General features: G+C 61.3%; 14 protein-coding genes and 1 tRNA gene. 9 read left to right on the forward strand and 6 right to left on the reverse strand.

The annotated features are described in order from the left end of the window. Window positions 1-128: 128 nt before the first annotated feature. The 3 genes from RMO95_RS01305 (at window position 129) to RMO95_RS01315 (ending at window position 5445) form a co-directional block, all read left to right on the forward strand. Window positions 129-3872, forward strand: a complete 3744-nt coding sequence (locus RMO95_RS01305) for an EAL domain-containing protein (protein ID WP_310448777.1) — start codon at window positions 129-131, stop codon at window positions 3870-3872. 224 nt (window positions 3873-4096) lie between these two features. Then, window positions 4097-4552: a cupredoxin domain-containing protein gene (locus RMO95_RS01310; RefSeq protein WP_310448778.1), complete on the forward strand. Its 456-nt coding sequence runs from the start codon at window positions 4097-4099 to the stop codon at window positions 4550-4552. Window positions 4553-4614: 62 nt separating this feature from the next. Continuing rightward, window positions 4615-5445 carry an ethylbenzene dehydrogenase-related protein gene (locus RMO95_RS01315; protein ID WP_310448779.1) on the forward strand — a complete coding sequence of 277 codons (831 nt, stop codon included), beginning with the start codon at window positions 4615-4617 and terminating at the stop codon, window positions 5443-5445. Here RMO95_RS01315 and RMO95_RS01320 read toward each other — a convergent pair. Both RMO95_RS01320 and RMO95_RS01325 read right to left on the reverse strand, forming a co-directional pair. Then, complete coding sequence (locus tag RMO95_RS01320; protein WP_310448780.1) at window positions 5438-6892, reverse strand: diguanylate cyclase; 1455 nt, start codon at window positions 6890-6892, stop codon at window positions 5438-5440. The genes RMO95_RS01315 and RMO95_RS01320 overlap by 8 nt on opposite strands. A 236-nt stretch (window positions 6893-7128) precedes the next feature. Further along, complete coding sequence (locus RMO95_RS01325; protein ID WP_310448781.1) at window positions 7129-8769, reverse strand: diguanylate cyclase; 1641 nt, start codon at window positions 8767-8769, stop codon at window positions 7129-7131. A gap of 422 nt (window positions 8770-9191) precedes the next feature. On the opposite strand from RMO95_RS01325, the gene RMO95_RS01330 reads away from it, so the two are divergent. Both RMO95_RS01330 and RMO95_RS01335 read left to right on the forward strand, forming a co-directional pair. After that, window positions 9192-13025 (forward strand): EAL domain-containing protein, encoded by a 3834-nt coding sequence (locus RMO95_RS01330; protein ID WP_310448782.1) that lies wholly within the window; start codon window positions 9192-9194, stop codon window positions 13023-13025. Between the two features lie 145 nt (window positions 13026-13170). Continuing rightward, window positions 13171-14442 (forward strand): hemerythrin domain-containing protein, encoded by a 1272-nt coding sequence (locus tag RMO95_RS01335; RefSeq protein WP_310448783.1) that lies wholly within the window; start codon window positions 13171-13173, stop codon window positions 14440-14442. A gap of 121 nt (window positions 14443-14563) precedes the next feature. Here RMO95_RS01335 and RMO95_RS01340 read toward each other — a convergent pair. After that, a tRNA-Val gene (locus tag RMO95_RS01340) sits at window positions 14564-14638 on the reverse strand. Between the two features lie 99 nt (window positions 14639-14737). On the opposite strand from RMO95_RS01340, the gene gltX reads away from it, so the two are divergent. Next, a complete protein-coding gene (gltX, locus tag RMO95_RS01345) occupies window positions 14738-16135 on the forward strand; it encodes a glutamate--tRNA ligase (RefSeq protein WP_310448784.1) in 1398 nt (465 codons plus the stop codon). Window positions 16136-16208: 73 nt separating this feature from the next. Continuing rightward, window positions 16209-17129, forward strand: coding sequence for a M48 family metalloprotease (locus RMO95_RS01350; protein ID WP_310448785.1), 921 nt, complete (start codon window positions 16209-16211; stop codon window positions 17127-17129). A 44-nt stretch (window positions 17130-17173) separates the two neighbouring features. Here the strand turns inward: RMO95_RS01350 and mnmC are convergent, their stop codons facing one another. The 3 genes from mnmC to prfB form a co-directional block, all read right to left on the reverse strand. Continuing rightward, entirely contained in the window at window positions 17174-19093 is a 1920-nt protein-coding gene (mnmC, locus tag RMO95_RS01355) for a bifunctional tRNA (5-methylaminomethyl-2-thiouridine)(34)-methyltransferase MnmD/FAD-dependent 5-carboxymethylaminomethyl-2-thiouridine(34) oxidoreductase MnmC (RefSeq protein ID WP_310448786.1), read from the reverse strand. A gap of 10 nt (window positions 19094-19103) precedes the next feature. Next, window positions 19104-20615: a lysine--tRNA ligase gene (gene lysS / locus RMO95_RS01360; protein ID WP_310448787.1), complete on the reverse strand. Its 1512-nt coding sequence runs from the start codon at window positions 20613-20615 to the stop codon at window positions 19104-19106. 33 nt (window positions 20616-20648) lie between these two features. After that, window positions 20649-21753, reverse strand: a protein-coding gene (prfB, locus tag RMO95_RS01365; RefSeq protein WP_310448788.1) for a peptide chain release factor 2 whose coding sequence is annotated in 2 segments (ribosomal slippage) — window positions 20649-21671 and window positions 21673-21753 — 1104 coding nt in all. Because the reading frame shifts where the segments join, the coding sequence is not laid out codon by codon here. A gap of 134 nt (window positions 21754-21887) precedes the next feature. Between prfB and RMO95_RS01370 the strand changes: the two genes are divergently transcribed. Both RMO95_RS01370 and RMO95_RS01375 read left to right on the forward strand, forming a co-directional pair. Then, the gene (locus tag RMO95_RS01370; RefSeq protein WP_310448789.1) at window positions 21888-22628 is read left to right on the forward strand and encodes a SapC family protein; all 741 of its coding nucleotides are present in this window, start codon (window positions 21888-21890) and stop codon (window positions 22626-22628) included. 129 nt (window positions 22629-22757) lie between these two features. After that, window positions 22758-24389, forward strand: a complete 1632-nt coding sequence (locus RMO95_RS01375; RefSeq protein WP_310448790.1) for a CTP synthase — start codon at window positions 22758-22760, stop codon at window positions 24387-24389. Window positions 24390-24431: the final 42 nt, after the last annotated feature.

A 24431-nucleotide genomic window follows, 5' to 3' on the forward strand; every position in this document is an offset into this window, starting at 1 on the left:
CGGCGGCGAAAGCCCATACAATAATAGTCAGCATCGATTTGACTGTCCTTTCCTCAGCCCGGATATTCCATGCATAGTCGTATCCGCCGTTTCTGCCGCCAAGCGTTGCGCGTGAGCAATCAGCGCCAATGTACGGGCTGGCCGACGGCGGGATGATGGCGATGCAGCGACCCCGCTTGCACGTCCGGGAAGCGGTTTTGGCGTCTTTGGTTTTTTTTCTGGCTGCCACTGTAGCAGCTGGCTTGATCTGGTATTCGGAGAAGCATCGCCTTGAGGTTGAACGCGCGCGAGTCTCCATTCTTGCCGGACACGCTCATGAACTTCAACGCAACATCGAGAACGCGCTCTCGGCCACCTATAGCCTCGCCGCGCTAATTCGCCAAGGCAGGGGCAATATCGAAAACTTCGAGGCCGTAGCGAGCCAGATGCTGCCGTTCTATCCCGGGGTGACGGCCCTGCAATTGGCTCCAGGTGGAGTGGTGCGGCATAGCGTGCCGCTCGCGGGGAATGAAAAGGCCATTGGTCACGAATTATTGAAGGACCCGGCGCGAACCAAGGAGGCTTTCCTCGCTCGTGACACCGGAAAGCTTACTCTGGCCGGGCCGTTCAATCTGATTCAGGGGGGGCTGGGCGTTGTCGGACGCTTGCCCGTATATCTTGACGGCGAACGAGGTACATCGACATTCTGGGGATTTACCACGGTCCTGATCCGTTTCCCGGATGTGCTCGAAGGCATCAATCTGGATAAGTTGATCGCGCAAGGTTTTGCCTATGAACTTTGGCGCATCCATCCCGATACCGGGTTGAGGCAGACCATTGCGACATCGTCGCCGGAGCTGCGGCTGAGCGATCCGGTCGAGGCTATGCTTCAGGTACCCAATGCGACCTGGACATTCAGTCTGGCACCGATCAAGGGATGGGGGGATCCACTCGGCCTCTCGCTCAAGCTTGCCCTGGGGCTGATCTTCAGTCTGTTGTTGGCGCTCCTCGCCAAGCTGGTGCTGCAACTGAAGGCGCACCAGCAAGGACTCGAACGGCTGATTGTGGAGCGCACCAGTCAAATTCTGGCGACCCAGACGCAGTTGCAGGCGACACTCGATGCCATTCCCGATGTCTTGCTGGAGCTAGGGCTGGATGGCCGCTGTTACGACTGTCATGTACCGCGTACAGGGCTGTGGGAGGGATTTGCCGACGATCCTGTCGGCAAGCGTGTGGCCGATGTCTTTCCGTCGACGGCTGCAGAATGCATTCTTTCATCATTACGGCAGGCGAACACGGCGGGCTACTCGCGCGGCGTGGAGTTCGAACTGCAGGATGCCGCGGATAGGCGCTGGTTCGAGTTATCGATTTCCGCCAAAGGCGGGGAGCAGGGTCAGGCGCCGCGCTTTGTGGCCCTGCTGCGCGAAACGACCATGCGCAAGCAGGCCGAGGAGGCATTCAAGGCCTCGGAGCAGCGCTTTCGGGACATGGTCAATACGACGGACGGAATTGTCTGGGAGGCCGATGCAGCCACGCTGACGTTCAGCTTCATCAGCAAACAGGTGGAGCGTCTGCTTGGCTACGCAGTCGACGATTGGCTTAATCCGGGTTTCTGGGTGGAGCACCTGCATGCCGAGGATAGGGGCTGGGTGCCGGCCTATTGCGCCGAGCACGCACGACGCCAGGAACCGTACGATTTCGAGTACCGGGTGATCGCAAAGGACGGACGTACGGTTTGGCTGCGCGATATCGTCACGGTCGTCGCCGAGAACGGCGAGCCGCGCTGGCTGCGCGGCATCAAGGTGGACATTACGCGCAGCAAGTGGACTGAGGTCGCTTTGCAGGAAAGCGCTGCACGTCATCACGCCATTACGCAATCAGCCAACGATGCCATTGTCACAGGTAACAGCGCCGGCAATATTGTGGGCTGGAATCGACGCGCTGAAGTCATTTTCGGTTACGCCGAGTCCGAGGTCATCATGCAACCGCTGACCCTGCTGATGCCGGAACGCTATCGTGAGCAACATCGCGCGGGCATGAGTCGGCTGCAAACCGGCGGTGAGGCGCGGATAATCGGCAAGGCCGTCGAATTGACGGGGCTGCGCAAGGATGGCAGCGAGTTTCCGATGGAACTTTCGCTGGCCAAATGGGAGGTTGCGGAAGGCCGGTTCTTCAGCGGAACCATACGCGATCTCACCGAACGCAAAATGGACGAAGCGAGCCTTCGCATCGCCGCTACCGCTTTCGATTCCCAGGAGGGCATGGTCGTCACCGATGCCGCGACCAGGATCCTGCGGGTGAATCGCGCCTTTACCGATATCACCGGCTACGCCGCGGAAGAAGCCGTTGGACAGACACCGCGCATGCTCAACTCCGGCCGGCACGGCAAGGCGTTCTATGTGGCGATGTGGGAGCATATCCAGCGCACGGGAGGATGGCGGGGAGAAATCTGGAATCGACGCAAGAACGGAGAACTGTATATCGAATGGCTCACGATCACTGCAGTGAAGGGGAGCTGCGGCGATGTGACTCACTACGTTGGGACCCTGACCGACATAACCCGGCGCAAGGAAGCTGAAGATGCGATCCAGCATCTGGCGTTCTACGATCCCCTGACGCAATTGCCGAACCGGCGCCTGCTGCTGGATCGGCTGCAGCAGGCTCTCGCCACATGCGCCCGTAGCGGGCGCGAGGGTGCGCTGCTGTTCATCGATCTGGATGACTTCAAGACGCTCAACGATACCCTCGGCCATGATATCGGCGATCTGTTGCTGCGGCAGGTTGCGGAACGCCTCGTCATCTGCATCCGTGAGGGCGACACGGTGGCCAGATTTGGTGGTGACGAGTTTGTGGTGATGCTCGAAGACCTTAGCGGGAACCCGCAGGAAGCGGCAATTCAGGCCGAAACCGTGGGCGGGAAAATACTGGCTTCCCTGAACCATGCCTACCGGCTCGCAGGCACCGAGCATCAGAGTACGCCGAGCATCGGCATCACCTTGTTCGGCAATCGCCGTGATACGGTGGAGGAACTTCTCAAGCGCGCGGACCTTGCCATGTACCAGGCCAAGGCGGCAGGCCGCAATACCCTGCGTTTTTTCGATCCGGACATGCAGGCCGTGGTCAGTGCCCGCGCAAGGCTGGAAGCGGACTTGCGCCAGGGTTTGCGGCAGCATGAGTTCCAGCTGCATTACCAGGCCCAGGTGGACAGCGGAGGACGTTTGACCGGTGTCGAGGCACTGGTCCGCTGGCAGCACCCGCAGCACGGACTGGTGCTTCCGGCCGAGTTCATTCCTCTGGCCGAAACCACGGGGCTGATTCTGCCTCTCGGCCATTTGGTGCTCGAAGCCGCCTGCCGCCAACTGGTCGCCTGGGAGCAGCGGCCGGAAATGTCCCATCTCACCCTGGCTGTGAACGTCAGTCCGCGCCAGTTTCGTCACAAGGATTTTGTGGAGCAGGTGATGGCCGTGCTGACAGACACAGGCGCCAATTCGAAACGACTGAAACTGGAACTTACCGAAGGTATTCTGGTGGTCGATGTGGACAACACCATCGCCAAAATGGCTGCTCTGAGGGCGGAAGGCGTCCGCTTCTCGCTGGATGACTTCGGCACCGGCTATTCCTCGTTGTCCTACTTGAAGCGCCTTCCCCTCGACCAGTTGAAGATCGACAAGTCATTTGTGCGTGATGTGCTTACCGGGTCAAACGATTCCGCGATCGCGCGAACGGTCATTGCCCTGGGACAGAACCTCGGTTTGTCGGTCATCGCCGAAGGTGTGGAAACCGAAGCACAGCGCGATTTTCTTGCGCTCAACGGCTGCCATGCCTATCAGGGTTATTTGTTCAGCCGTCCGCTGCCATTGGACAAGTTCGAGGAGTTCGCGCAGCGGGGTTGATCGTTGTCTTGAGGCGTCCCGATTATTAGGCGGCTTTGACAGCTGCGCCGGGTCGGTCGCTCCCGGCGCGCTTGTGAATTCGGTCCTTCGATTCGCCGCACCGCCAGCACCAACTTTCTCGCAAGCTGTCCTTTTGAGCTTGCCTGCCAAGACATCATGTTGACTCTTGCAGTCTTGCCGCGAGGCGGCTATCTTGTGCGCTTCCTTGACAACCACACACTGCCATGAAACTCGCTGCTTTGATCGCTTCCCTGACTCTCGTATTGCCGCTGTCTGCCGGCGCCCAGGACAACTACATACGCGATGCTCAGGACTACGTCGGCAAGGTCGACTGGAACGCCATGGAAACGGTCACCATCAACATCACCGAGCATCTCTATGAACCCACTGACCTGAAGTTCAAGGTCGGCAAGCCATACAAGCTCGAACTGAAGAACAAGGGCGCAAAGGATCACTACTACACTGCCCCTGAGTTCTTTCGTGGCGTGGCCTGGCGCAAGGCAATGGTGAACAGCCAGGCGGAGATCAAGGCGCCCTATTTTGCGGCGTTTGAGATATTGAAGAACGGCGGACAGATCGATCTCTATTTCGTGCCGGTAACCAAAGGCAGCTATCCGGTGTATTGCACCATCGAAGATCATCGGCAGCAGGGAATGGAAGGTTCCATCTCGATCGAATGATGCGACGTCTCGCAACAGCATGGGTTCTTGCCTCCCTGGGGCTCCCCTCCTGGGCGCAAGAAGTGACGGTGATACGGGTCGTACCGCTCGCTTCCGCCCCGATCGTCGACGGAGCTGCCGACGATTGGGGCGGTGCCGCATGGATCAAGGTGCCGATCAAGCCGGCCGTCGACAGGAATGATCGGGCGAAACTCGGGCTTGCTCCGGAAGACAACAACAACACCGGTGCGATCGTGGTTCAGCTGCGGGCCGGGGTGCATAACGGGCGCTTGTATCTGGCGGCGCGCTGGCCCGACGATGCGGCGAATACCGAGTACAAGGGCTGGGACTGGCAAGCGGACCGCTACGTCGAGTCGAAACGGCGCGAGGACATGTTCGCTGTGCGTTTCCATCTCGATGGCGATTTCGATCGCAGCATGCTGGCGGCCAAGACCTACCGGGTCGATGTCTGGCTATGGTCTGCAGCGCGCACCAATCCGCTGGGGCTGGCCGAGGATCTGCTGCACAGCATTTCCAACCGGCTGATCGAGGACGCGGCCGAGTATGCCACTCGCGATCACGGCGTGATCTATATCAAGAAGCAACGGGATGCGGGCACCTCCCTGTATCAACCGGTGCGGGCACCGAAGGAAAAGGGCGAGCAGCATCTCAGCGGCATAAAACTGAATCCTGGCGCCAACGGCAGCATTGCCGATGTCAAGGCCAAAGGGATGTGGAAAGCCGGGTTCTGGACCGTGGAACTCTCCCGCCAATTGGATACCGGCAACTCCGATGACGTGAAATTCAGGCCGGGCCAAAAGATAACCGGCCAGATCGCCGTTTTCAATCGCAGTTCCGACGAACACAAGAGTGTCTCGGAACCGCTCTTATTCGATCTTACGCAGGTCAGGTAGCTTCGGTCGCGACCGGTGTGGCAATCGTGCTGCGATTGCGTCCGCCATCCTTGGAACGGTATAGCGCGCCATCGGCCGCAAGAATCAGCGCTTCCGGTGCGGTGGCCGCAATGTCCGGATAGCAGGCGATGCCGAGGCTGATCGTGACCTGGAGATCGTCCACCCGCATCGACTCGACGTCGCAACGCAGGCGCTCGGCGACCGCCAGGGCGCCGGCTGCTCCGGTGGCGGGAAGCACGATGGCAAATTCCTCGCCACCGTAACGACATGGCACGTCATATTCGCGAAGCGCAGCTTTCATCACATGGCCGGTCATCTTGAGCACACGGTCACCCTGATCGTGTCCATAGGTATCGTTGAACTTCTTGAAGTGATCGACGTCCAGCATGATTACCGAAAGCGGCAGGCCGCTTTGTTTGGCCCGGTCCAGTTCCGTCTTGAGCGTGGCATCAAGGTGCCTGCGGTTGTATACGTCGGTGAGCGCATCCGTTGTTGCCAGTCGTTGCAACTCGCGAAGCAGGCTCTGCTCCTGGGTGACATCCCGGAACAATGCCGCCGAGCCAATGAAGTTTCCTGTGGCGTCGCGAATCGAGGAAGCGGCGCCGAACAGCCAGCGGCCGCGATACTCGATCAGCGTCGGATCCGGGCGCGCATCGCTTGCGTCGAGCATGCCGCGAAACAGGTCCGGACGATCCACCAGGTTAACTATGCCTTCAGCACAAATCTGTTCCTCGTTTTTCCCCAGCATTTCGCAGGCCGCAGCGTTTACCAGAACCACCTTTTCTGCGGCATCGGTAACGACTACGGCCTCTTGAGTACCCTGGATCAGGGTACTCAGCTTGCCTTTTTCGAGTTGCATTCCAAGGTGGGTGTTCCGCAGGTAGGTCCGCATCGCGTTGAAGCTTTCAGCCATTTCGCTGATTTCGCCTTTGCCTCGGGAGATCACTGCGGATTCGAAATCGCCGGACGAAATATTCGTCATGGCCTGAGTCACGGCTTCGATCGGGTCCGCTACCAGGCGGCCCAGCATGTAGCCGGTTGCGGCCATGGTGAGCGTCAGCGAGACGATCAGAATGATCAAGGATTGCATGCGGGCCGACATCATGTCGCGTTCGAGTGCCGCCATCGAACTTGTGACCTTGACCACACCGCGAATTTTCTGATCCGCACCATGGCAGCGCTCGCATTTCCTGCCGCCCGGGATGGTGTCGAACAATTGCATCAGGCTTCCCTGCGCAGGTGTGGTCTCGATGCGAGATACGGACTCTTGCCCCTCGAACAGCTTGGCGATCTCCGAGTCACCGGGAAGGAAGACCGGTGCAGGATGGCTTTCCCTGACGCGGGGTTTGAACGCCGTCTCGCCAAGCCGATCATTCACGGCATTGATGGTCCGGTTGTCCAGAAACGCCTCGGTACCGTCTATTCTGGCGATGCGAAAATCGATCACGCCGGGCAGGGTCTTCAGGCGCTTGGTGAATTCCGGCATGATCTCGGCATGACTTTCGCTCATGATCGTTTCGACGCTCACGATCACGGAGTCGGTGAGTCGATGCAGCGTCCGCCGGTATTCGTTGTGTATCGAGCTCTCCACTGCCTGGTTATAGAAGTAGGCCATGGCGACGAAGCCGAGAAGCAGGACGGCGGCCAAGGCGGCCAACAGCCGGTGCCGGATGCGACGGAACTTCATGACGCCGCCTTCGCGACGACCACTCGATTGCGCCCGCCTTCCTTGGCCTCATACAGGGCGGCGTCGGCCGCCTCGATCAGCGACGCCCCGCTGCCGACGGGCAGTTCGGAGAACGAGGCAACACCGAGGCTGATCTGTACATGAATCCCGTCTACCGCGGTTGTTTCCACCGTCTTGCGCAGGCGTTCGGCGATTTCCTGCGCCGCAAGCGACTTCAGCCCGGGCATTATCGCGACGAATTCCTCACCGCCGTAGCGGCAGGGAAAGTCAAAGCTGCGCAAGCTTTCCCGCAAACAGCGGGCAACCATCTGCAGCACCCGGTCGCCCTGATCGTGGCCGTAAGTGTCATTGAATTTCTTGAAGTGATCGACATCGAACATGATGACCGATATCGCATCATGGGAACGCGTGGCCCGATGGAACTCGGTATCCAGGGTGAGATCGAGGAAGCGACGATTGAACAGACCGGTAAGACCGTCAACCGTGGCGAGGTGCCGCAAGTCGTTTTCCAGCCGGTTCTCTGCCGTAATGTCGCGGATCATCGCCAGAGAACCGGTGACCTGATCGTCGGCGCCGCGGGTGACCAAGGCATGGATGCGCAGCACGCGGTCGTTGTACTCGACGGTAATCGAGTTGCCGCTGTTGATGCAGCCGTTGATCAATTCGGGATTGTCCACCAGGCTAAGAAAGCCGTCGGCAACGATCTTGCCGAGGCTCTTCCCCAGAAGGCGGGTTGCCGCGGTATTGGCCATCACCACCACGCCTGCAGCGTTGGTTACCACCATGCCCTCGCTGGCGCTTTCGATGACGGTCGTCAGTTTATCCTGCTCGAGCCGGAGGCCCTGGTAGGTCTCCGTCAGTTCCTCGGTCATCCGATTGAAGTTCATGGCCATGCGTCCGATTTCGTCATGAGTGGTTATTGCCACTCTATGATCGAGGTCGCCGTTTGAAATCCGTGTCATGGCGCGAGTGACCTTTTCGATGGGTCTCACCACGGTGCGTCCGAACATGTAGCCGGTTAGCAGCAGCGTCCCGGCGAGTGACAGAACCAGTACCAGCAGTGATTGTTGGCGCGCTGTCAGAATGTCCCGTTCCACTGCGGCCAAACTCGTGGTCAGGCGCATGACGCCCCGTATCGGCTCGGCTCTGCCATGGCATTTGTAGCAAACATCGATGTTGAGGATGGGGGCGAGGAACGTCAGCATGCGGTTGCCCTTGTCATCCGTGGCATAGATCGAAACAGGGGCTTTCTGGCTCAGGATCTTCTGGAAATCCGCATCGATCGGGTCCATGACCTTTATCGAGTCCTTCTTCTCCCGCGGTATGAAAATGTCATCACCTCGCCGCTGGTTTACTTCCAGAATTGTCTTGTTGTCGCGAAATGCCTCGGTGCCGTCCCTGCGCATGATGCGAAATTCCAGGACCTCGGGCACCAGTTTGAGGCGATCGGCATAGACCTGTGCAATATCCGCGGAACCGGCGAGCATGACGCTTTGCAGACCCTGGACGACGCCGTGGGTAAGCTTGCGCATGGCAAGTTCGTTTTGTGCCATGACGGTACGCTCCTGGTACAGGGAATAGAATGCAGCCGTCGCAACCTGACCCAGAGTGGCCGCGATACCGACCACCAGTAGCACGCGATAGCGTATTCGATTCCGCAAAGAGCTTTTCCTCCGTTCGATTACCTATGTCGTCGCATGGGTTGTGCAGGCCCGGGCAGGCGGGAGTATGGCTCTTCGGCCCCACAATGCCAAATATTGGTAGGCCTCAAATTTGCTTGTATAAATAACAAGCCCGCCCGGTCGAGTTTTCTGAGCGACGATTTGACTATGGATGCTATGGTAACGGGTCATCGAGAGGCATCATCGATTGTCGACGGCTTTCGTTAGTAGCTATTTCTGACTCAGTTTTCTCATAATTTGGAAATTCGTTGCCAAACTTGATAAGTACTTTCCGTAAACTCGGGGCCGGGCGGGTAGGTGCGCAGGTCCTTGCGGTATTGGCCGGGATTCTGTTCATGATTCCGGTGGGAAGTTATTACACAAGGGATCACCCAGGATTGGACGATCGGTCGCAGGACATCGCGCGGGATCTCCGGTGGCGGGAGTCTGTCCTGGAAACCCTGGTCAAGCAGGCAATGCTTGCACCGGGATCGCTGATGGCTGGTGGACAGTCCGTGTTCATTGCACCCGAACGGGCACACGCTTCTGCGCGGCTTGTGTTCCAGATGCATGAAACGATCAGCAGGCTGGAAATCGCTCCCGAGGGGAAGCCCAGCATCTTCTATACGCGGAACGAGGCCGGCCATGGTGCCGATTTCGCGGCCTTTCAGTCGCCGATTGCCGGAAGTCCGCAACTCAGCCTTGAAAGTCGCGGTGATCCGACCGTTACCATCGACAACGAATCCCTCACCGTGACGCAAGCCATGCAGGTGCGTCGCGGGCGCGGCCAGGCGGAACTCTGGGGCCATGTAGCGGCCACCGTCAGATTCGCGGATCTCGCCAAGGCCTTGCGGCTCGAAGAGCTGGTGCAACAAGGCTATTCCGTTAGCCTCGATTATTTCCAGCGCGACACCGCTGCAGGGAAACCACTTATCGCTATGGGTGGCAGCATGCGCGATACCGTGATCACGCACGAAATTCGTTTGCCTCAAGGGGACCGAATCCACCTGCACGCAAGCCCGCCAGTCAGTTGGAACGCGCCGCCGATCGCGTTGCCCGAGTTGCTTCTGCTGCTCGCCGCAAGCGCGCTCGTCGGTCTTCTGACCTATCTGCTATTGCGTCGGTCGGCAGAGATGGCCGAACAGGTCGCCGTGCGCACATTGCAGTTGGCATTGGACAAGGAAGTGCTGAAATCGGAGGTCGAGCGGCGCAAACAGATCGAGTTGCTGCTACAGAACTCGCATGCCTTGCTCGACTCGATTTTTGAGCATATCCCGAGCATGGTCGTTCTGAAGCGCGCCTCGGATTTGAAGGTCGTGCGCGTAAACCGCTTGGTCGAGGATGTCCTGGGCAAGTCGAAGGCGCAGTTGCTCGGACTTTCGAGCGGGGAATTGTTCCAGGGCGAGCAGGCGGACCGCGACACCGAAACCGACTTGACGGCGATTCGCGACGGGAATCTTGTCGAGTTGCCGGAACAGTTGATCCAGATTCCGGGAGGCTCCGCGCGGTGGGTGAGGATCAAGAAGCTTGCCCTCTTCGATACCGAAGGAAACGTGTCGCATGTGCTGGAAATCGGCGAAGACATTACGGCCCACAAGCAGCTTGACGAGGCGCTGACGGAGAACCTGAATTTTGTCGAGCAGTTGCTGGTCGCTATTCCGTCGCCGGTTTTCTTCAAGGATGCCAGCGGACGCTACATTGGAGTCAACAAGGCTTTCGAGGACTTCTACGGAACCACCAGCGAGGCCATGATCGGCAAGACGGTTTATGAAATAGCCCCCCGGGAACTCGCCGAGGTCTATGACAAAGCCGACCGGGATCTGCTCGAAAGTCGCGGTAAGCAAACCTACGAGGCCCACGTCAAGTGCGCCGACGGTTCGGAGAAGGACGTGGTGTTTTTCAAGGCGGTGTTTTCAACAAGCCATTCCGAAGTGGGTGGAATTGTCGGCATCATCCTCGACGTCACTGGCCACAAGGAAGCAGAGCGTCATATTCTTCGCCTGAACAGAACCTTGGCCGTGATCAGCGAGGCCAACGAGGTCATACTCCGGACCAAGGATTGTCAGACCTTGATTCAGGAAACCGTCGGTATTCTCCACAAGATTGGCGGGTTCCCGCTGGCCTGGGTGTATGCAAGCGATGATCAGTTGCCGACGATGGTGGTTCTCGGCGAACACCCCGAACTGGCCGCGACGATCACATCGGCCCTGCGCTCGGACGCCGCCGGCAAGCCTGCGCAGCAGGATGCCATCGAAATGGGGCGCTGCAGCTTCTTCGCTTCGCTTTCCGATTGCGACAACGCGCTGGTGGAACGCCCGCGAGGTTTCGAGGCGCACGGCCTTGCGCATTTGCCCCTGCGGGTGGCCGGCAAGCTCTCAGGAGGAATCTGCATCGTTGGACTGGCGGAGGATTTGGTCGACGTCGAGGAGCAGACTCTGCTCGCGAGTCTCGCCGATAACCTGTCCCACGCCATCGATTCGCTGGAGCAGGAGCGTGCCCGGCAGATCGCGGAGCGCAAGCTCGAATTGGCGTCCCACGTATTCGAGAACAGCGCAGAAGGCGTAATGATCACCGATCGGGACAACAAGATTTTGATGGTCAACCGAAGATTTTCGGAGATCACCGGCTACACGGCGGAGGAAGTTACCGGCAATACGCCGAGCGTGCTGAATTCCGGCCAGCAGGACAAGTCCTTCTACAGCAACATGTGGCGCTCGCTGATGAATCGCGGGGAGTGGCACGGCGAGATTCGCAACCGGCGCAAGGATGGCGAGGTCATCGTCGAGTGGATGAACATCAGCGCAGTCAAGAACGACCTCGGTGAAATTGTCAACTTCGTCGCGGTGTTCTCGGAAATCACCGTGCATAAGACGATCAAGAAGCGGATGCAGTTCCTCGCTCACTACGATGCCCTGACTTCATTGCCGAACCGCATCCTGTTCAGTGACCGGCTTGAGCAGGCCATCATCGCGGCCCGCAGGAACAAGCGCTCCACGGCCTTGATGTTGATCGACCTTGATCGCTTCGATCAGATCAACAAGACAGTGGGACATAGCGCCGGGGATATGCTGTTGCAGGAGGTTTCGGCGCGACTGATGGCATCCGTTGACCCCGGCCATTGCGTTGCCAGACTTGGCGGCGACGAATTCGCGATCGTCCTCTCCGATATTGCGTCAATTGACGAAGCCGCGACGGTGGCCGACCGCGTTCAGCGGGAGCTGAGCCGGGCGCTTTATGTCGATAGCGCGGAGTTGTACATTTCTGCCAGCATCGGTATCAGCATTTACCCTAAGGACGGGGAAGATGCAGAAACGCTAACCAAGAGTGCGGATGCAGCAATGTATCTGGCCGCGGAGGCGGGAGGCAACACCTACCGCTTCCCGCAAACCAATGAAAAGCTTTCCGACCAGATCAGGCTCAGGGAGCGTCTGCATCGGGCAATCGAGCGCGACGAACTGAAGGTATTCTATCAACCGCTCGTATCGGGAGAGACCGGTCGTATTGTCGGCGCAGAAGCCCTGCTGCGCTGGGTCAGGCCGGAAGCCGGCTATGTCAGCCCCGAATTTTTTGTTCCCATGCTGGAGCAAGCCGGGCTGGCGGTGAGGGTCGGCGACTGGGTGCTGCGCACCGCATTGGCCAACAACATCGCGTGGCGCAAGGATTTCGACAGTGAGCTGTTCATTGCCGTAAACTTCTGTGCCGATCAAGTCGCGGACGAAAAGGCAGTCGAGAAAGTCGATGCCGTGATGAAAACCCTGGGTTTCGACTCGCGTTACTTGCATCTGGAAATCTCGGAAAGCACTCTGATGCGCGACGCGCCGACCGGTCTGGCCCTGCTGCATCGGCTCAAGAGTCTTGGCGTCGCACTTTCGATGGACAACTTTGGAACCGGATATTCCAGTTTGAGTTATCTCAACAGATTCCCCATCGACAACCTCAAGATCGACCGTTCCTTTGTTCAGGATACGCCCAACGACGCAGAGGCAGTTGCGATAACCCGGACCATCATCGCCATGGGCCATGCGCTGAAGTTCAAGATCGTGGCATCGGGCGTGGAATCCGCAAGCCAGGTCAACTTCTTGCGCCGGAATCGCTGTGACATCCTTCAGGGCTATCGGTTTTCGCAGGGCGTAAGCGCCGATGAGTTTTCCGTGTTGCTGGCGGAGAACCGGAAGAACGGATCTCTTTTCCCGGAGCCGGACACAACGGACCGCCTGCACTTGGTTGGATGACGGGCTGACTTCGCAGCCAGGATTGTCCAATCATTCTTGACCCCATAATCGATTGAACCCGGACTCGCTCCCTGTCCCGCGGCCCGCCTCCCTGGAGGCAGAAGTCAAGCGCTTGCGGGCCGAACTCGCCAACATACGCGAGCAGTTGGTCGATACCGAAAAGGCCTTTGGCCGTTTCGTGCCCCGTGAATTTCTGCATTTCCTGGACATCGACAACGTTCGGGGCGTTCGACTCGGCATGCAGACCGAACGCAAGATGACCATCATGTTCGCCGACATTCGAAATTTTACCGGCCTCTCGGAAACGATGACGCCGCAGGAGAATTTCGATTTTATGAATTCCTATTTATCGCAGATGGAGCCGATGATTGTCCCGTTTCGCGGACTGATCGACAAATACATCGGCGATGCGATCATGGCGCTGTTCCCCGAAGGCACGGATGATGCGGTACAGGGCGCCCTGGCGATGCTTGAACGACTGAAAGTCTATAACGAAGGCCGTGCGCGCGCAGGCTACTTGCCGATCCGGATCGGCATCGGCATCAATACGGGCATCGTCATGCTGGGGACGGTCGGCGGCATCGGACGGATGGAAGGGACGGTCATCAGCGATGCCGTCAACCTCGCTTCGCGGCTGGAGGGAATGTCGAAGGTTTACGGTGTGCCGATGCTGATCAGCGAGCACACTTTGCACAGCCTTGAAGATCCGTCGCGATACTGCATCCGGTTTCTTGCCCGAAGTCGAGTCAAGGGCAAGCTGGAGGCTCAATCCGTGTATGAGGTCTTCGACGCGGATCCGCCGCGCATGCTGGCGGCAAAGAAGCGCACACAGAAACGCTTCGAGGAAGCATTGGCCTTCTATTTCGTCGGAGACATCTCCCGCGCCAGGACGCGATTGGCGAGATGCCTGGAAGAGGTGCCGGAAGATGCCCCGGCGCGCCTCTATCTGAACCGCTGCGACGATTACTTGCGCAACGGTCACGCCGAAGGTGTCGAGGAGAATGAGCTGACCCAGACCTGGAGCGAGGAATGCAGTTCCGGCGTGGCCGAGATCGACAGCCGCCACCGGACCCGCTTGAGCCAGATGAATGCCCTGGCCACCGCAGTCCGCGAGAGGCGCACCAACGACACCCTGCCGATACTCGACCTCATCGAGAGGGGCGCGCAGGAGCAATTCGCCATGGAGGAAACGCTGATGCAGGAATCGCGCTATGCGTTTCTTGCGGAGCACTTGCAGCAGCACCGGCGGTTCCAGACGAACCTGCAGCGCCTGAGCGAGGAAATAAAGTCGGAGACGGAAAACCCCGTATGCATGGCTTTCCGCATCAAGCTGTTGTTGATGGACTGGACGGTCAATCACAGTACCAAGACCGATCGCCACCTCGGGCATCACCTGAAGTCGAGGAGCGGCGGCTAGGCGCCCAGTTCGTCCCGATGGCGGCTTGAGCCGCCGCACCAATGCACCAATTCGGTAGCTGCAGCAAAGCAAAAAGGCCGGAAACCTTGACAAGGTTTCCGGCCTTCGATTACGTGAATCCTGGTGGGCGGTACTGGGATCGAACCAGTGGCTTCCACCGTGTGAAGGTGGCACTCTACCGCTGAGTTAACCGCCCGCGAAAGAGCCGCGCATTTAACCACAAAGGACGGGCGGCGGTCAATCGCGCCGGCGCCGTGGCGTAGAATTCGGGCCTTTCCCCCATCATCGAATTCCCATGAAGGTTCGCACCCGCTTTGCGCCGAGTCCCACCGGCTTCCTGCACATCGGCGGCGCCCGCACGGCGCTGTTTTCCTGGGCCTATGCCCGTCGCCATGGCGGCAGCTTCATCCTGCGCATCGAGGATACCGATGTCGCGCGTTCGACGCCGGAGGCGGTGCAGGCGATCATCGACGGCATGCAGTGGCTGGGACTGAGTCATGACGAGGGGCCGTTCTACCAGATGCAGCGCATGGACCGCTACCGGCAGGTGATCGGCGAAATGCTGGCGGCGGGCACGGCCTATCACTGCTATACGTCGAAGGAGGAGCTCGACGCCCTGCGCGCCGAACAGGAGGCGCGCAAGGAAAAACCCCGCTACGACGGCCGCTGGCGACCCGAAGCGGGCAAGACCTTGCCGTCGCCGCCGGCCGGCGTGGCGCCGGTGGTGCGCTTCCGCAACCCGACGGAAGGCGTGGTGGCGTGGCAGGACCAGGTCAAGGGGCGCATCGAATTTGCCAACGGCGAACTCGACGACTTCATCATCGCCCGTGGCGACGGCACGCCGACCTACAACTTCTGCGTCGTCGTCGATGACCGCGACATGAACATCACCCATGTCATCCGCGGCGACGACCATGTGAACAACACGCCGCGCCAGATCAACCTGCTGCAGGCGCTCGGCGCACCGGTTCCCCAGTACGCGCACCTGTCGATGATTCTCGGCGACGACGGACAGAAGCTGTCCAAGCGTCACGGCGCGGTGTCGGTGATGCAGTACGACGACGACGGCTATCTGCCCGAGGCGGTGCTGAACTATCTGGCGCGTCTTGGCTGGTCGCATGGCGACGAGGAAGTGTTCAGCATGGAGCAGTTCGTGCAGTGGTTCGATCTGGATCACATCACCGCTTCAGCGGCACAGTTCAATACCGAGAAGCTGAACTGGCTCAACGCGCACTACCTTAAACTGGCCGCTCCGCAGCGACTCGCCGCCGAGGCAACGCGCCGCCTGGCGCGCCAGGGCGTGGCGGTCGCCGGCGGGCCGGATGTGGCGCAGGTGGCCATGCTGTACCGGGATCGCGTCGGCAATCTGAACGAACTGGCCGATGCCTTGCATCCCTATTTCCTTGCGCCGCGGCCTGGCGCCGAGATGGCGGCTCAGCACCTGACCGAGGTGGCGCTCAAGGGCCTGCACGCCTTGCGCGAGCGGCTGGCGGCATGCGATTGGCAGGCGGCCGAACTGGGCCAGGCCGTCAAGCAGAGCGCTGCCGAGTCCGGGCTGAAAATGCCGCAGCTGGCGATTCCCCTGCGCGTCGCCCTGCTGGGTCTGCCGCAGTCGCCTTCGATCGACGCCGTGCTGGAGGTATTGGGACGCGAGCGCGTGTTGCAGCGGCTGGCGGCGGCGCTGTCCACCTGAATCGCCGCCTGAAGCGGATTGACATTCGCCCGCGACAGGGCGAAAGTTAGCGCAGCTCATTTCGGCACGAACCATGTCCCGCGTTCTGCTCCTGCTGCTCCTGCAGTTTTTCGTGACCGCATGCGCCACCTCGCCCGGGGGCCGCACGCAGGTGATGGCGCCGGCCGCCTTGCAGGGCTTCAGTGCGGTCTATTCGGAATTCGACATGAACCTGCTGTTGGTGACTGCCGCCGATGCGCCGTCATGCGTAGCGGCCGAGTGCCTCGCGGATCGGGCTTTCGACCAGCGAATTCTTGCCCTGGGACGTCGCCTTGCCGATACGGCGTTTCGCCAGCACGCCGATCTGCAACTGCGCTTCCCGCGCTTCGAATTCATCGTCGCCGACAAGCTGGATGCCGGGGCGGCGTCCAGCGCCGCCGGAACGGTGGTGATCTTTCGCGGCGTGCGCCGCCTTGAACTCGACGATGCGGCGCTGGCCTTCGTCCTGGCGCGGGAAATGAACCATATCATCGCCGGCCATCACGACGAAAACGTGACCACCAGCATTCTGGTGGCAGTAGCCGCCCAGATATTTCTGCCGGTACTCAATATCGGGTCCCTGTTTTCCGCGACCACGGCTGCCGCCACGACCGCGGCGAGTTCAACGGCGACAAGCAGCGCGGTGGCGTCGGTCGCTTCCTTTGCCGGTTCGCGGGTGCTACGCGCCAACGATCGTCCGCTGCAGGTGCGGGAGGCTGAAGCGATGGCCATGAGCCTCCTGGCGGCAGCCGGCTGGGACGGCCACGAGGTCAGCGATCAGCTGCAAGCCCTGCGTCCGGCTTTGCAGGAAGAAGCCGAGTGGACTACAGAACTGCGCGAGTCGACGCTGCGCATTGCCAGCCTGATGCAAGGTCCGGCGCTTGTGGAAGATACGCCGGCCGTCGGCATCCTCAGTCGGGTCGAGCCGGGCTTGTCGCTCGATCTGCCGCCGCCCATGGTCAGCAAGCCGTTTTAACTGCGGCAGCTGCAAGAGTTGGCGCTGGCGACACGGCGCGGCTATTACAAACCGGCCTTGCCGCGACGCAGGTCGCGCAGATGGAAGCGCGCCGGGTCCACGGCGCGGGCCAGTTCGCGCTCGACCGGCAGCGGATCGCCGGCGAGCTGGCTGGCGAGCAGTTCCGCGGCCAGCGGCGCCCAGACCATGCCGCGGGCGGATAGCCCGAGCAGGGCGTGCAAGCCCTTCAGGCGCGGCAGCTTCTCCAGCGTCGCCGCATTCCCGACAATTGCCGACGTATCGGGCAGGGTACCGATCAGCGGCAGCCGATCGGGCGTGGCCGCGCGCAGGCCGACGCGGCCATCCAGCAGCGCCGCATCGATGTCCGTGGCGGCGCCCGGCAGGAGTTCGTCCAGGCGTTGCAGATTGCCTGCATGGTCCGCGGTGCGAATTCTCAAATCGCTGTCGCCACTGTCGAAGCTGGCCCCGATGCAGACCGTGCCGGCTTGCGGTGGCGTGATGTAGCCGGAGCGGCAGATGACGTGATGCAGCGGCGGCATCATCGCATCGGCAATGGCAGGCGGCAGATAGCTGACCTGGCCGCGGATCGGGGTCAGCGGCAGCGCCTGCGCCAGCAGCCGGTTCGCGTCATGGGCGTTGGCGAGAACCACGTGAGCTGCGTCGGCCAGCATACGGCCGGCGGCATCGAATGCCTGCCAGCCGTCCGCCGTCCGGCGCAGCGAGGAGACCTCGGTGTCGAAGTGCGCATCGACCGCGTCCCCGGCAGCAGCCAGCAGGGCGCTGCAAACACTGGCCGGATTGACCCAGCCGCCGCCGGGAAACCACCAGCCGCCATGTGCCAATGGTCGGCCGATCAGGGCCGCGGCGGCGTCTTGTTCGAAAAATGCGGCAAAGTCGGGCGGCAGTCCGAGTTGATCCACCGTGGCGCGTTGCAGGGATTCGTGGGCCGCGTCGCGGGCGACCTGCAGCACGCCGCAGGGCGACCAGCGTAGATCGGCCAGATCGGCAAAGCGCCGCAGCGCATACAGGTAACAAGCGCGCGACAGGCGCGCCGCCAGCGCATCATCCTTCGCCAGGTGCGGCAGCAGTATGCCGGACGGGTTGCCCGAGGCTTCCTGGGCGGGGGCGCCGTGGCGCTCGAAGAGTTCGATCTGCCAGCCGCGGTTTGCCAGCCGTTCGCTGATGGCGATGCCGGCGAGCCCGGCGCCGATGACGATGGCGCGGCGCTCGGCGGGCGCGCAGGGCAGATCAAGAGTTGGCGCTGGCGACCCGGCGACGCCGCGCAGCATCTCGCGCTTGCCGGCAAAGCCGGGGCGGCGCTCCACCTGCCAGCCGAACTGCTGCAGCGTGCGGCGCAGCTCGCCGGCGACGCTCCAGGTCGCCAGCGTTGCGTGACTCCTGCACAGACGGCTGACCGCGGCGAGCAGGGGCGGTGACCACAACGCGGGATTCTTCGCCGGCGCGAAGCCGTCGAGATAGACCGCATCGACATGCGCCGCCAGTTGCGGCAGCAGTGTCTGCGCGTCGCCCAGCAGGAGCGTCAGCGTGACGCGGCCCGCATCGAAATGCAGGCGATGAAAGCCCGGCGTCAGCGGCGGCCACTGGCGCAACAATTCGCCGGCGAGGGCGCCGAGTTCGGCATGGGCGGCCAGCAGCGTCGCGAGAGCATCGCGGCGGAAAGGATGTTTTTCGACAGAGACGAAGCACAGCCGGCCTCTGGCGCCGGACTCGCGCCACGCCTGCCAGGTGGCGAGAAAGTTCAGGCCGAGGCCGAAACCGGTTTCAAGGATGACGAAGCGTTCGGCTTCCATCCAGCGCGCCGGCAGCGTATTGCCGGCGAGGAAGACGTGGCGGGCCTGGGCCAGCGCGCCGTGCGCGGTGTGATAGACGTCGTCGTAAAGCGCCGAATACGGCGTACCGTCGCCGGTTGCCGCCGGTTCGGCGGGAACCAGCGGAGATGACATCACTCCGGCATCATTCCGGCCGCATCTGCGGGAACAGGATGACGTCGCGGATCGAGGCCGAGTTGGTCAGCAGCATCACCAGGCGGTCGATGCCGATGCCGCAGCCGCCGGTGGGCGGCAGCCCATATTCGAGGGCGCGGATGTAGTCGGCGTCGTAGTACATCGCTTCCTCGTCGCCGGCTTCCTTGGCCTTGGCCTGCTGCATGAAGCGCGCCGCTTGGTCCTCGGGGTCGTTCAGCTCGGAGAAGCCGTTGGCGATTTCACGGCCGACGATGAACAGCTCGAAGCGTTCGGTGATGTCCGGGTTGTCGTCGTTGCTGCGGGCCAGCGGCGAGACTTCGGCCGGGTAGTCGATGATGTAGGTCGGGTCCCACAGCTCGGCTTCGGTAGTCTCTTCGAACAGCGCCAATTGCAGCGTGCCCAGGCCGGCGCGCGCCATGTGCGGCGATTTCATGTCGACCCTGAGGTCGGCGAGCTTCTGCCGCAGCCAATCGATGTCGTTCAGTTGCTCGAACGTGTAACCGGGGTGGTAGTGGTGAATTGCGCCGACGATGGTCAGCCGGGCGAAGGGTTTGGACAGGTCCAGCGTGCGTCCCTGGTATTCGAACACCTCGGTGCCCAGCGCCTCGCGCGCCGAGTGGCGCAGCAGGCCTTCGGTGAAGTCCATCAGCCGCCGATAATCGGTGTAGGCCTCATAGAACTCCATCATGGTGAACTCGGGGTTGTGGCGCGGGCTGAGGCCTTCGTTGCGGAAATTGCGGTTGACCTCGAACACCTTCTCGAAGCCGCCGACCACCAGGCGCTTCAGGTACAACTCCGGCGCGATGCGCAGGAACAGTTCCATGTCCAGCGCATTGTGGTGGGTCGTGAAGGGCTTGGCCGCGGCGCCGCCGGGGATGGGATGCATCATCGGCGTTTCCACTTCGAGGAAGCCGTGGTGCATCATGTAATTGCGGATCGACTGGATCATCCGGCTGCGTGCGACGAAGGTGAAGCGCGTCTGCTCGTTGGTGATCAGGTCGAGTTCGCGGCTTCGGTATTTTTGTTCGACGTCGGTCAGGCCGTGGAATTTCTCCGGCAGCGGCCGCAGCGACTTGGTCAGCAGGCGGATGCTGCTGCATTGCACGGTCAGTTCGCCGGTCTTGGTCTTGAACAGCGTGCCCTCGCAGCCGACGATGTCGCCCAGATCCCAGCCCTTGAACTCCTTGTGCGCCTCTTCGCCCGTGCCGTCGTTGCTGACGAAAATCTGGATGCGGCCGGAAACGTCCTGGATGCTGGCGAAGCTGGCCTTGCCCATCACCCGCTTCAACATGATGCGACCGGCCACCTTGACCTCGATCGGCGCCGCTTCGAGTTCTTCGCGCGTCTTCGCGCTGTAGAGTTCGTCGAGCTTGCCGGCGAGGTTCTCGCGCGAGAAATCGTTGGGGAAAGCCTTGCCGGCGGCGCGCCAGGCCGCGAGTTTTTCGCGGCGCTCGGCGATCAGGCGGTTTTCGTCGGCGGGTTGCTGTTGCGGGTCGCTCATGATGATGGTCCGATAGCGGAGATGGATTGTGGATCAGACGCCCTGCTTCAGGCTGGCTTCGATGAACTGGTCGAGGTCGCCGTCGAGCACCTTCTGCGTCGCGGAGATTTCGACGTTGGTGCGCAGATCCTTGATGCGCGAGTTGTCCAGCACGTAGCTGCGGATCTGGTGGCCCCAGCCGACGTCGGTCTTGCCGGCTTCGAGCTTGTCGGCCTCGGCCTGGCGCTTGCGCAGTTCGAGTTCGTAGAGGCGCGACTTGAGCATGGCCATGGCCTCGGCGCGGTTGCGGTGCTGCGAGCGGTCGCTCTGGCACTGCACGACGATGCCGGTCGGGACGTGGGTGATGCGGATCGCCGAATCGGTCTTGTTAATGTGCTGGCCGCCGGCGCCGGAGGCGCGGAAGGTGTCGGTGCGCAGGTCGGCGGGGTTGATCTCGACCTCGATCGAATCGTCGATCTCGGGATACACGTAGAGGCTGGCGAAGCTGGTGTGGCGCCCGCCTGAGGAATCGAAGGGCGATTTGCGCACCAGTCGGTGCACACCGGTTTCGGTGCGCAGGAAGCCGTAGGCATAGTCGCCCTCGACCTTGATCGAGGCACTGCGGATGCCGGCCACGTCGCCGTCGGTCTGTTCCAGCAGTTCGGTCTTGAAGCCCTTGCGTTCGCAATACTTCAAATACTGACGCAGCAGCATCGAAGCCCAGTCGCAGGCTTCGGTGCCGCCGGCGCCGGCCTGGATGTCGATGAAGCAGTTGTTGGGATCGGCCGGGTTGTTGAACATGCGGCGGAATTCGAGATCCGCCACGAGCTTTTCCGCTTCGTCGAGATCGCTTTCGACGGCCATCATGGTTTCGTCGTCTTGTTCTTCCCGCGCCAGTTCGAACAGGTCGCGGGCTTCGGTGAGTCGCGAACCGACTCCGGAAAGCGTGCCGACTACGGCTTCGAGGGATTTCTTTTCGCGGCCGAGTGTCTGGGCGCGCTCGGCGTCGTCCCAGAGCTTCGGGTCTTCGAGTACCTGATTCAGTTCAGCGAGTTTTTCCGCTTTTCCGTCGTAGTCAAAGATACCTCCGCAGTTGCTCGCCACGACCGGTAAGGTCGGCGATACGGTTGGCGACGGCGTTGATGCGTTCGGCTTCCATGACTGTTCCTGCGCGGGGCGAAAGCGGGGAATTATACGCGCTGCACTCCCGGTCTTCATGGGCTTCTGGCGGGCAAAATGTGCGCCGTGACGCGATGTGATAGCCTCGGTTTTTTGCGAATGGATTCCATTGCGATGTCCGAAATGATCTTCTACGAGCGCGTCGTGGCGCTCAGCGACCAGGCGCACGCAGCGCTCAAGGTGCGGCCGGCAAAGAATTTTGCCTACGCCGCGAAGACCAATTCCGTGCCCCTGCTGGCCGGCGAATTCTTCGATTGCGCGCGTGAATACCCGATTGTCTTTGCCCGCAGCGCTGCCGGTGTCTTGCCGGCGGCGCTGCTGGGCCTGCGCGAAAACGAAAACCTCTACGTCGACGCCGCAGGGAAATGGGATGCGCGCTACATACCGGCTTTCGTGCGGCGTTACCCATTCGTTCCCGGCAAAGGGGCACAGGGCGAACTGCTGGTCTGCATCGACGAAGCCTCGCCCTGCTTCGACCATAGCGAAGGCGATGCGTTGTTTGCCGACGGCAAGCCCACCCCGCAACTGGAACATGCGATCAAGTTTCTTTCCGAGTTTCATCAGGCGGCTGCCGCGACGGAAGCGCTCGGGCAGCGGCTGGAAGAGCTGGGCTTGTTGCGGCAGGCCGATTCCGTGGCGCAGCTCAATGACGGCAGCCAGTTCCGCCTCAATGGCCTCAATGTGGTGGATGAGACCAAATTGCGTGCGCTGGATCGCGATACGGTCCAGGAACTGTTTGCCAACGGCAGCCTGGCCGTGATTTATGCCCATCTCATGTCGCTGGGGAATCTGGCTGCGCTGGTCGACCGCCTGAGCCGGCGCGATGCGCGCGGCAAGCCGCCGCAACGTCCCTGATCGCTGCCTGAGCGCACCCAGAGCGCACCCAGAGCGCACCCGGGGCGCGCCGAATCGCCCGCCCGGCGCGGGGCTTCTAAAGGGCGGGAAATTTCCGCTATCATTGGAATTTCCCGCTCCTGCATTTCCATGGCCAAATACGTTTTCGTTACAGGCGGTGTCGTGTCCAGTCTGGGCAAGGGCATCGCAGCCGCCAGTTTGGGCGCGATCCTTGAATCCCGCGGCATCAAGGTTACCCACCTCAAACTCGACCCCTACATCAACGTCGACCCCGGCACCATGTCGCCATTTCAGCATGGCGAGGTGTTCGTCACCGAGGACGGCGCCGAGACCGACCTCGACCTCGGCCATTACGAGCGCTTCACCAGCGCCAAGATGGGCAAGCGCAACAACTTCACCACCGGCCAGATCTACGAGTCGGTGATCAAGAAGGAACGCCGCGGCGAGTACCTCGGCAAAACCGTCCAGGTCATTCCGCACATCACCGACGAAATCAAGATATTCATCAAGCGCGGCGCCGAAGGCGCCGACGTGGCGATCGTCGAAGTCGGCGGCACGGTGGGCGACATCGAGTCGCTGCCCTTCCTCGAAGCCATCCGCCAGATGGGCATCCAGGAAGGCAAGAACAACGCCTGCTACATCCACCTCACGCTGGTGCCCTGGATTCCCACCGCCGGCGAACTGAAGACCAAGCCGACCCAGCATTCGGTCAAGGAACTGCGCGAGATCGGCATCCAGCCCGACATCCTGCTGTGCCGCGCCGACCGCGAGATACCGGCCGAGGAAAAGCGCAAGATCGCGCTGTTCACCAATGTCCAGCCGGAGGCGGTGATCTCCGCCCTCGATGCCGACAGCATCTACAAGATTCCGGCCATGCTGCACGACCAGATGATCGACGAGATCGTCTGCCACAAGCTGGGCATCCTGGCGCGCGCCGCCGACCTCTCGGTGTGGAAGAAGCTGGTCGAGGCCCTCGAACATCCGCAGCACGAAGTGAACATCGCCTTCGTCGGCAAGTACGTCGATCTGACCGAATCCTACAAGTCGCTGACCGAATCGCTGGTGCATGCCGGCATCCATTGCCGCAGCAAGGTGAACATCCAGTACATCGATTCCGAAGACATCGAGAAGAACGGCCCCGGCGTACTGGCGACGATGGATGCCGTTCTGGTTCCGGGCGGCTTCGGCCGGCGCGGCACCGAGGGCAAGATCGCCGCGATTCGCTACGCGCGCGAGAACAAAGTGCCTTACCTCGGCATCTGCCTCGGCATGCAGCTCGCGACCATCGAGTTTGCCCGCCATGTCGCCGGTTTCGAGGGTGCCAACAGCACCGAGTTCGATGCCGACACGCCGCATCCGGTGGTTGCGCTGATCACCGAGTGGCAGGATCGCGAGGGGCGCGTCGAAAAGCGCGACGCTAGCTCCAATCTCGGCGGCACCATGCGCCTCGGTGCCCAGCGCTGCCCGGTCAAGGCCGGCACGCTGGCGGCGAAGTGCTACGGCGCCGAGGTGAATGAGCGGCATCGTCACCGTTACGAGGTCAACAACACCTACGTGCCGAAGCTCGAAGCCGCCGGCATGGTGATTTCGGCGCGCACGCCGACCGAGGATCTGCCCGAGATGATGGAGTTGCCGGCCGAAATCCATCCGTGGTTCGTCGGCGTGCAGTTCCACCCCGAATTCACTTCTAACCCGCGCACAGGCCATCCCCTGTTCATCGCCTATGTCAAGGCGGCGCTGGCGCACAAGGGCATCAAGTGAAGCTGTGCGACCCAACACGGAACGTCGCATCATGAAGCTGTG

The organism is Sulfuritalea sp. (genome assembly GCF_031426875.1).
GTDB lineage: Bacteria > Pseudomonadota > Gammaproteobacteria > Burkholderiales > Rhodocyclaceae > Sulfuritalea.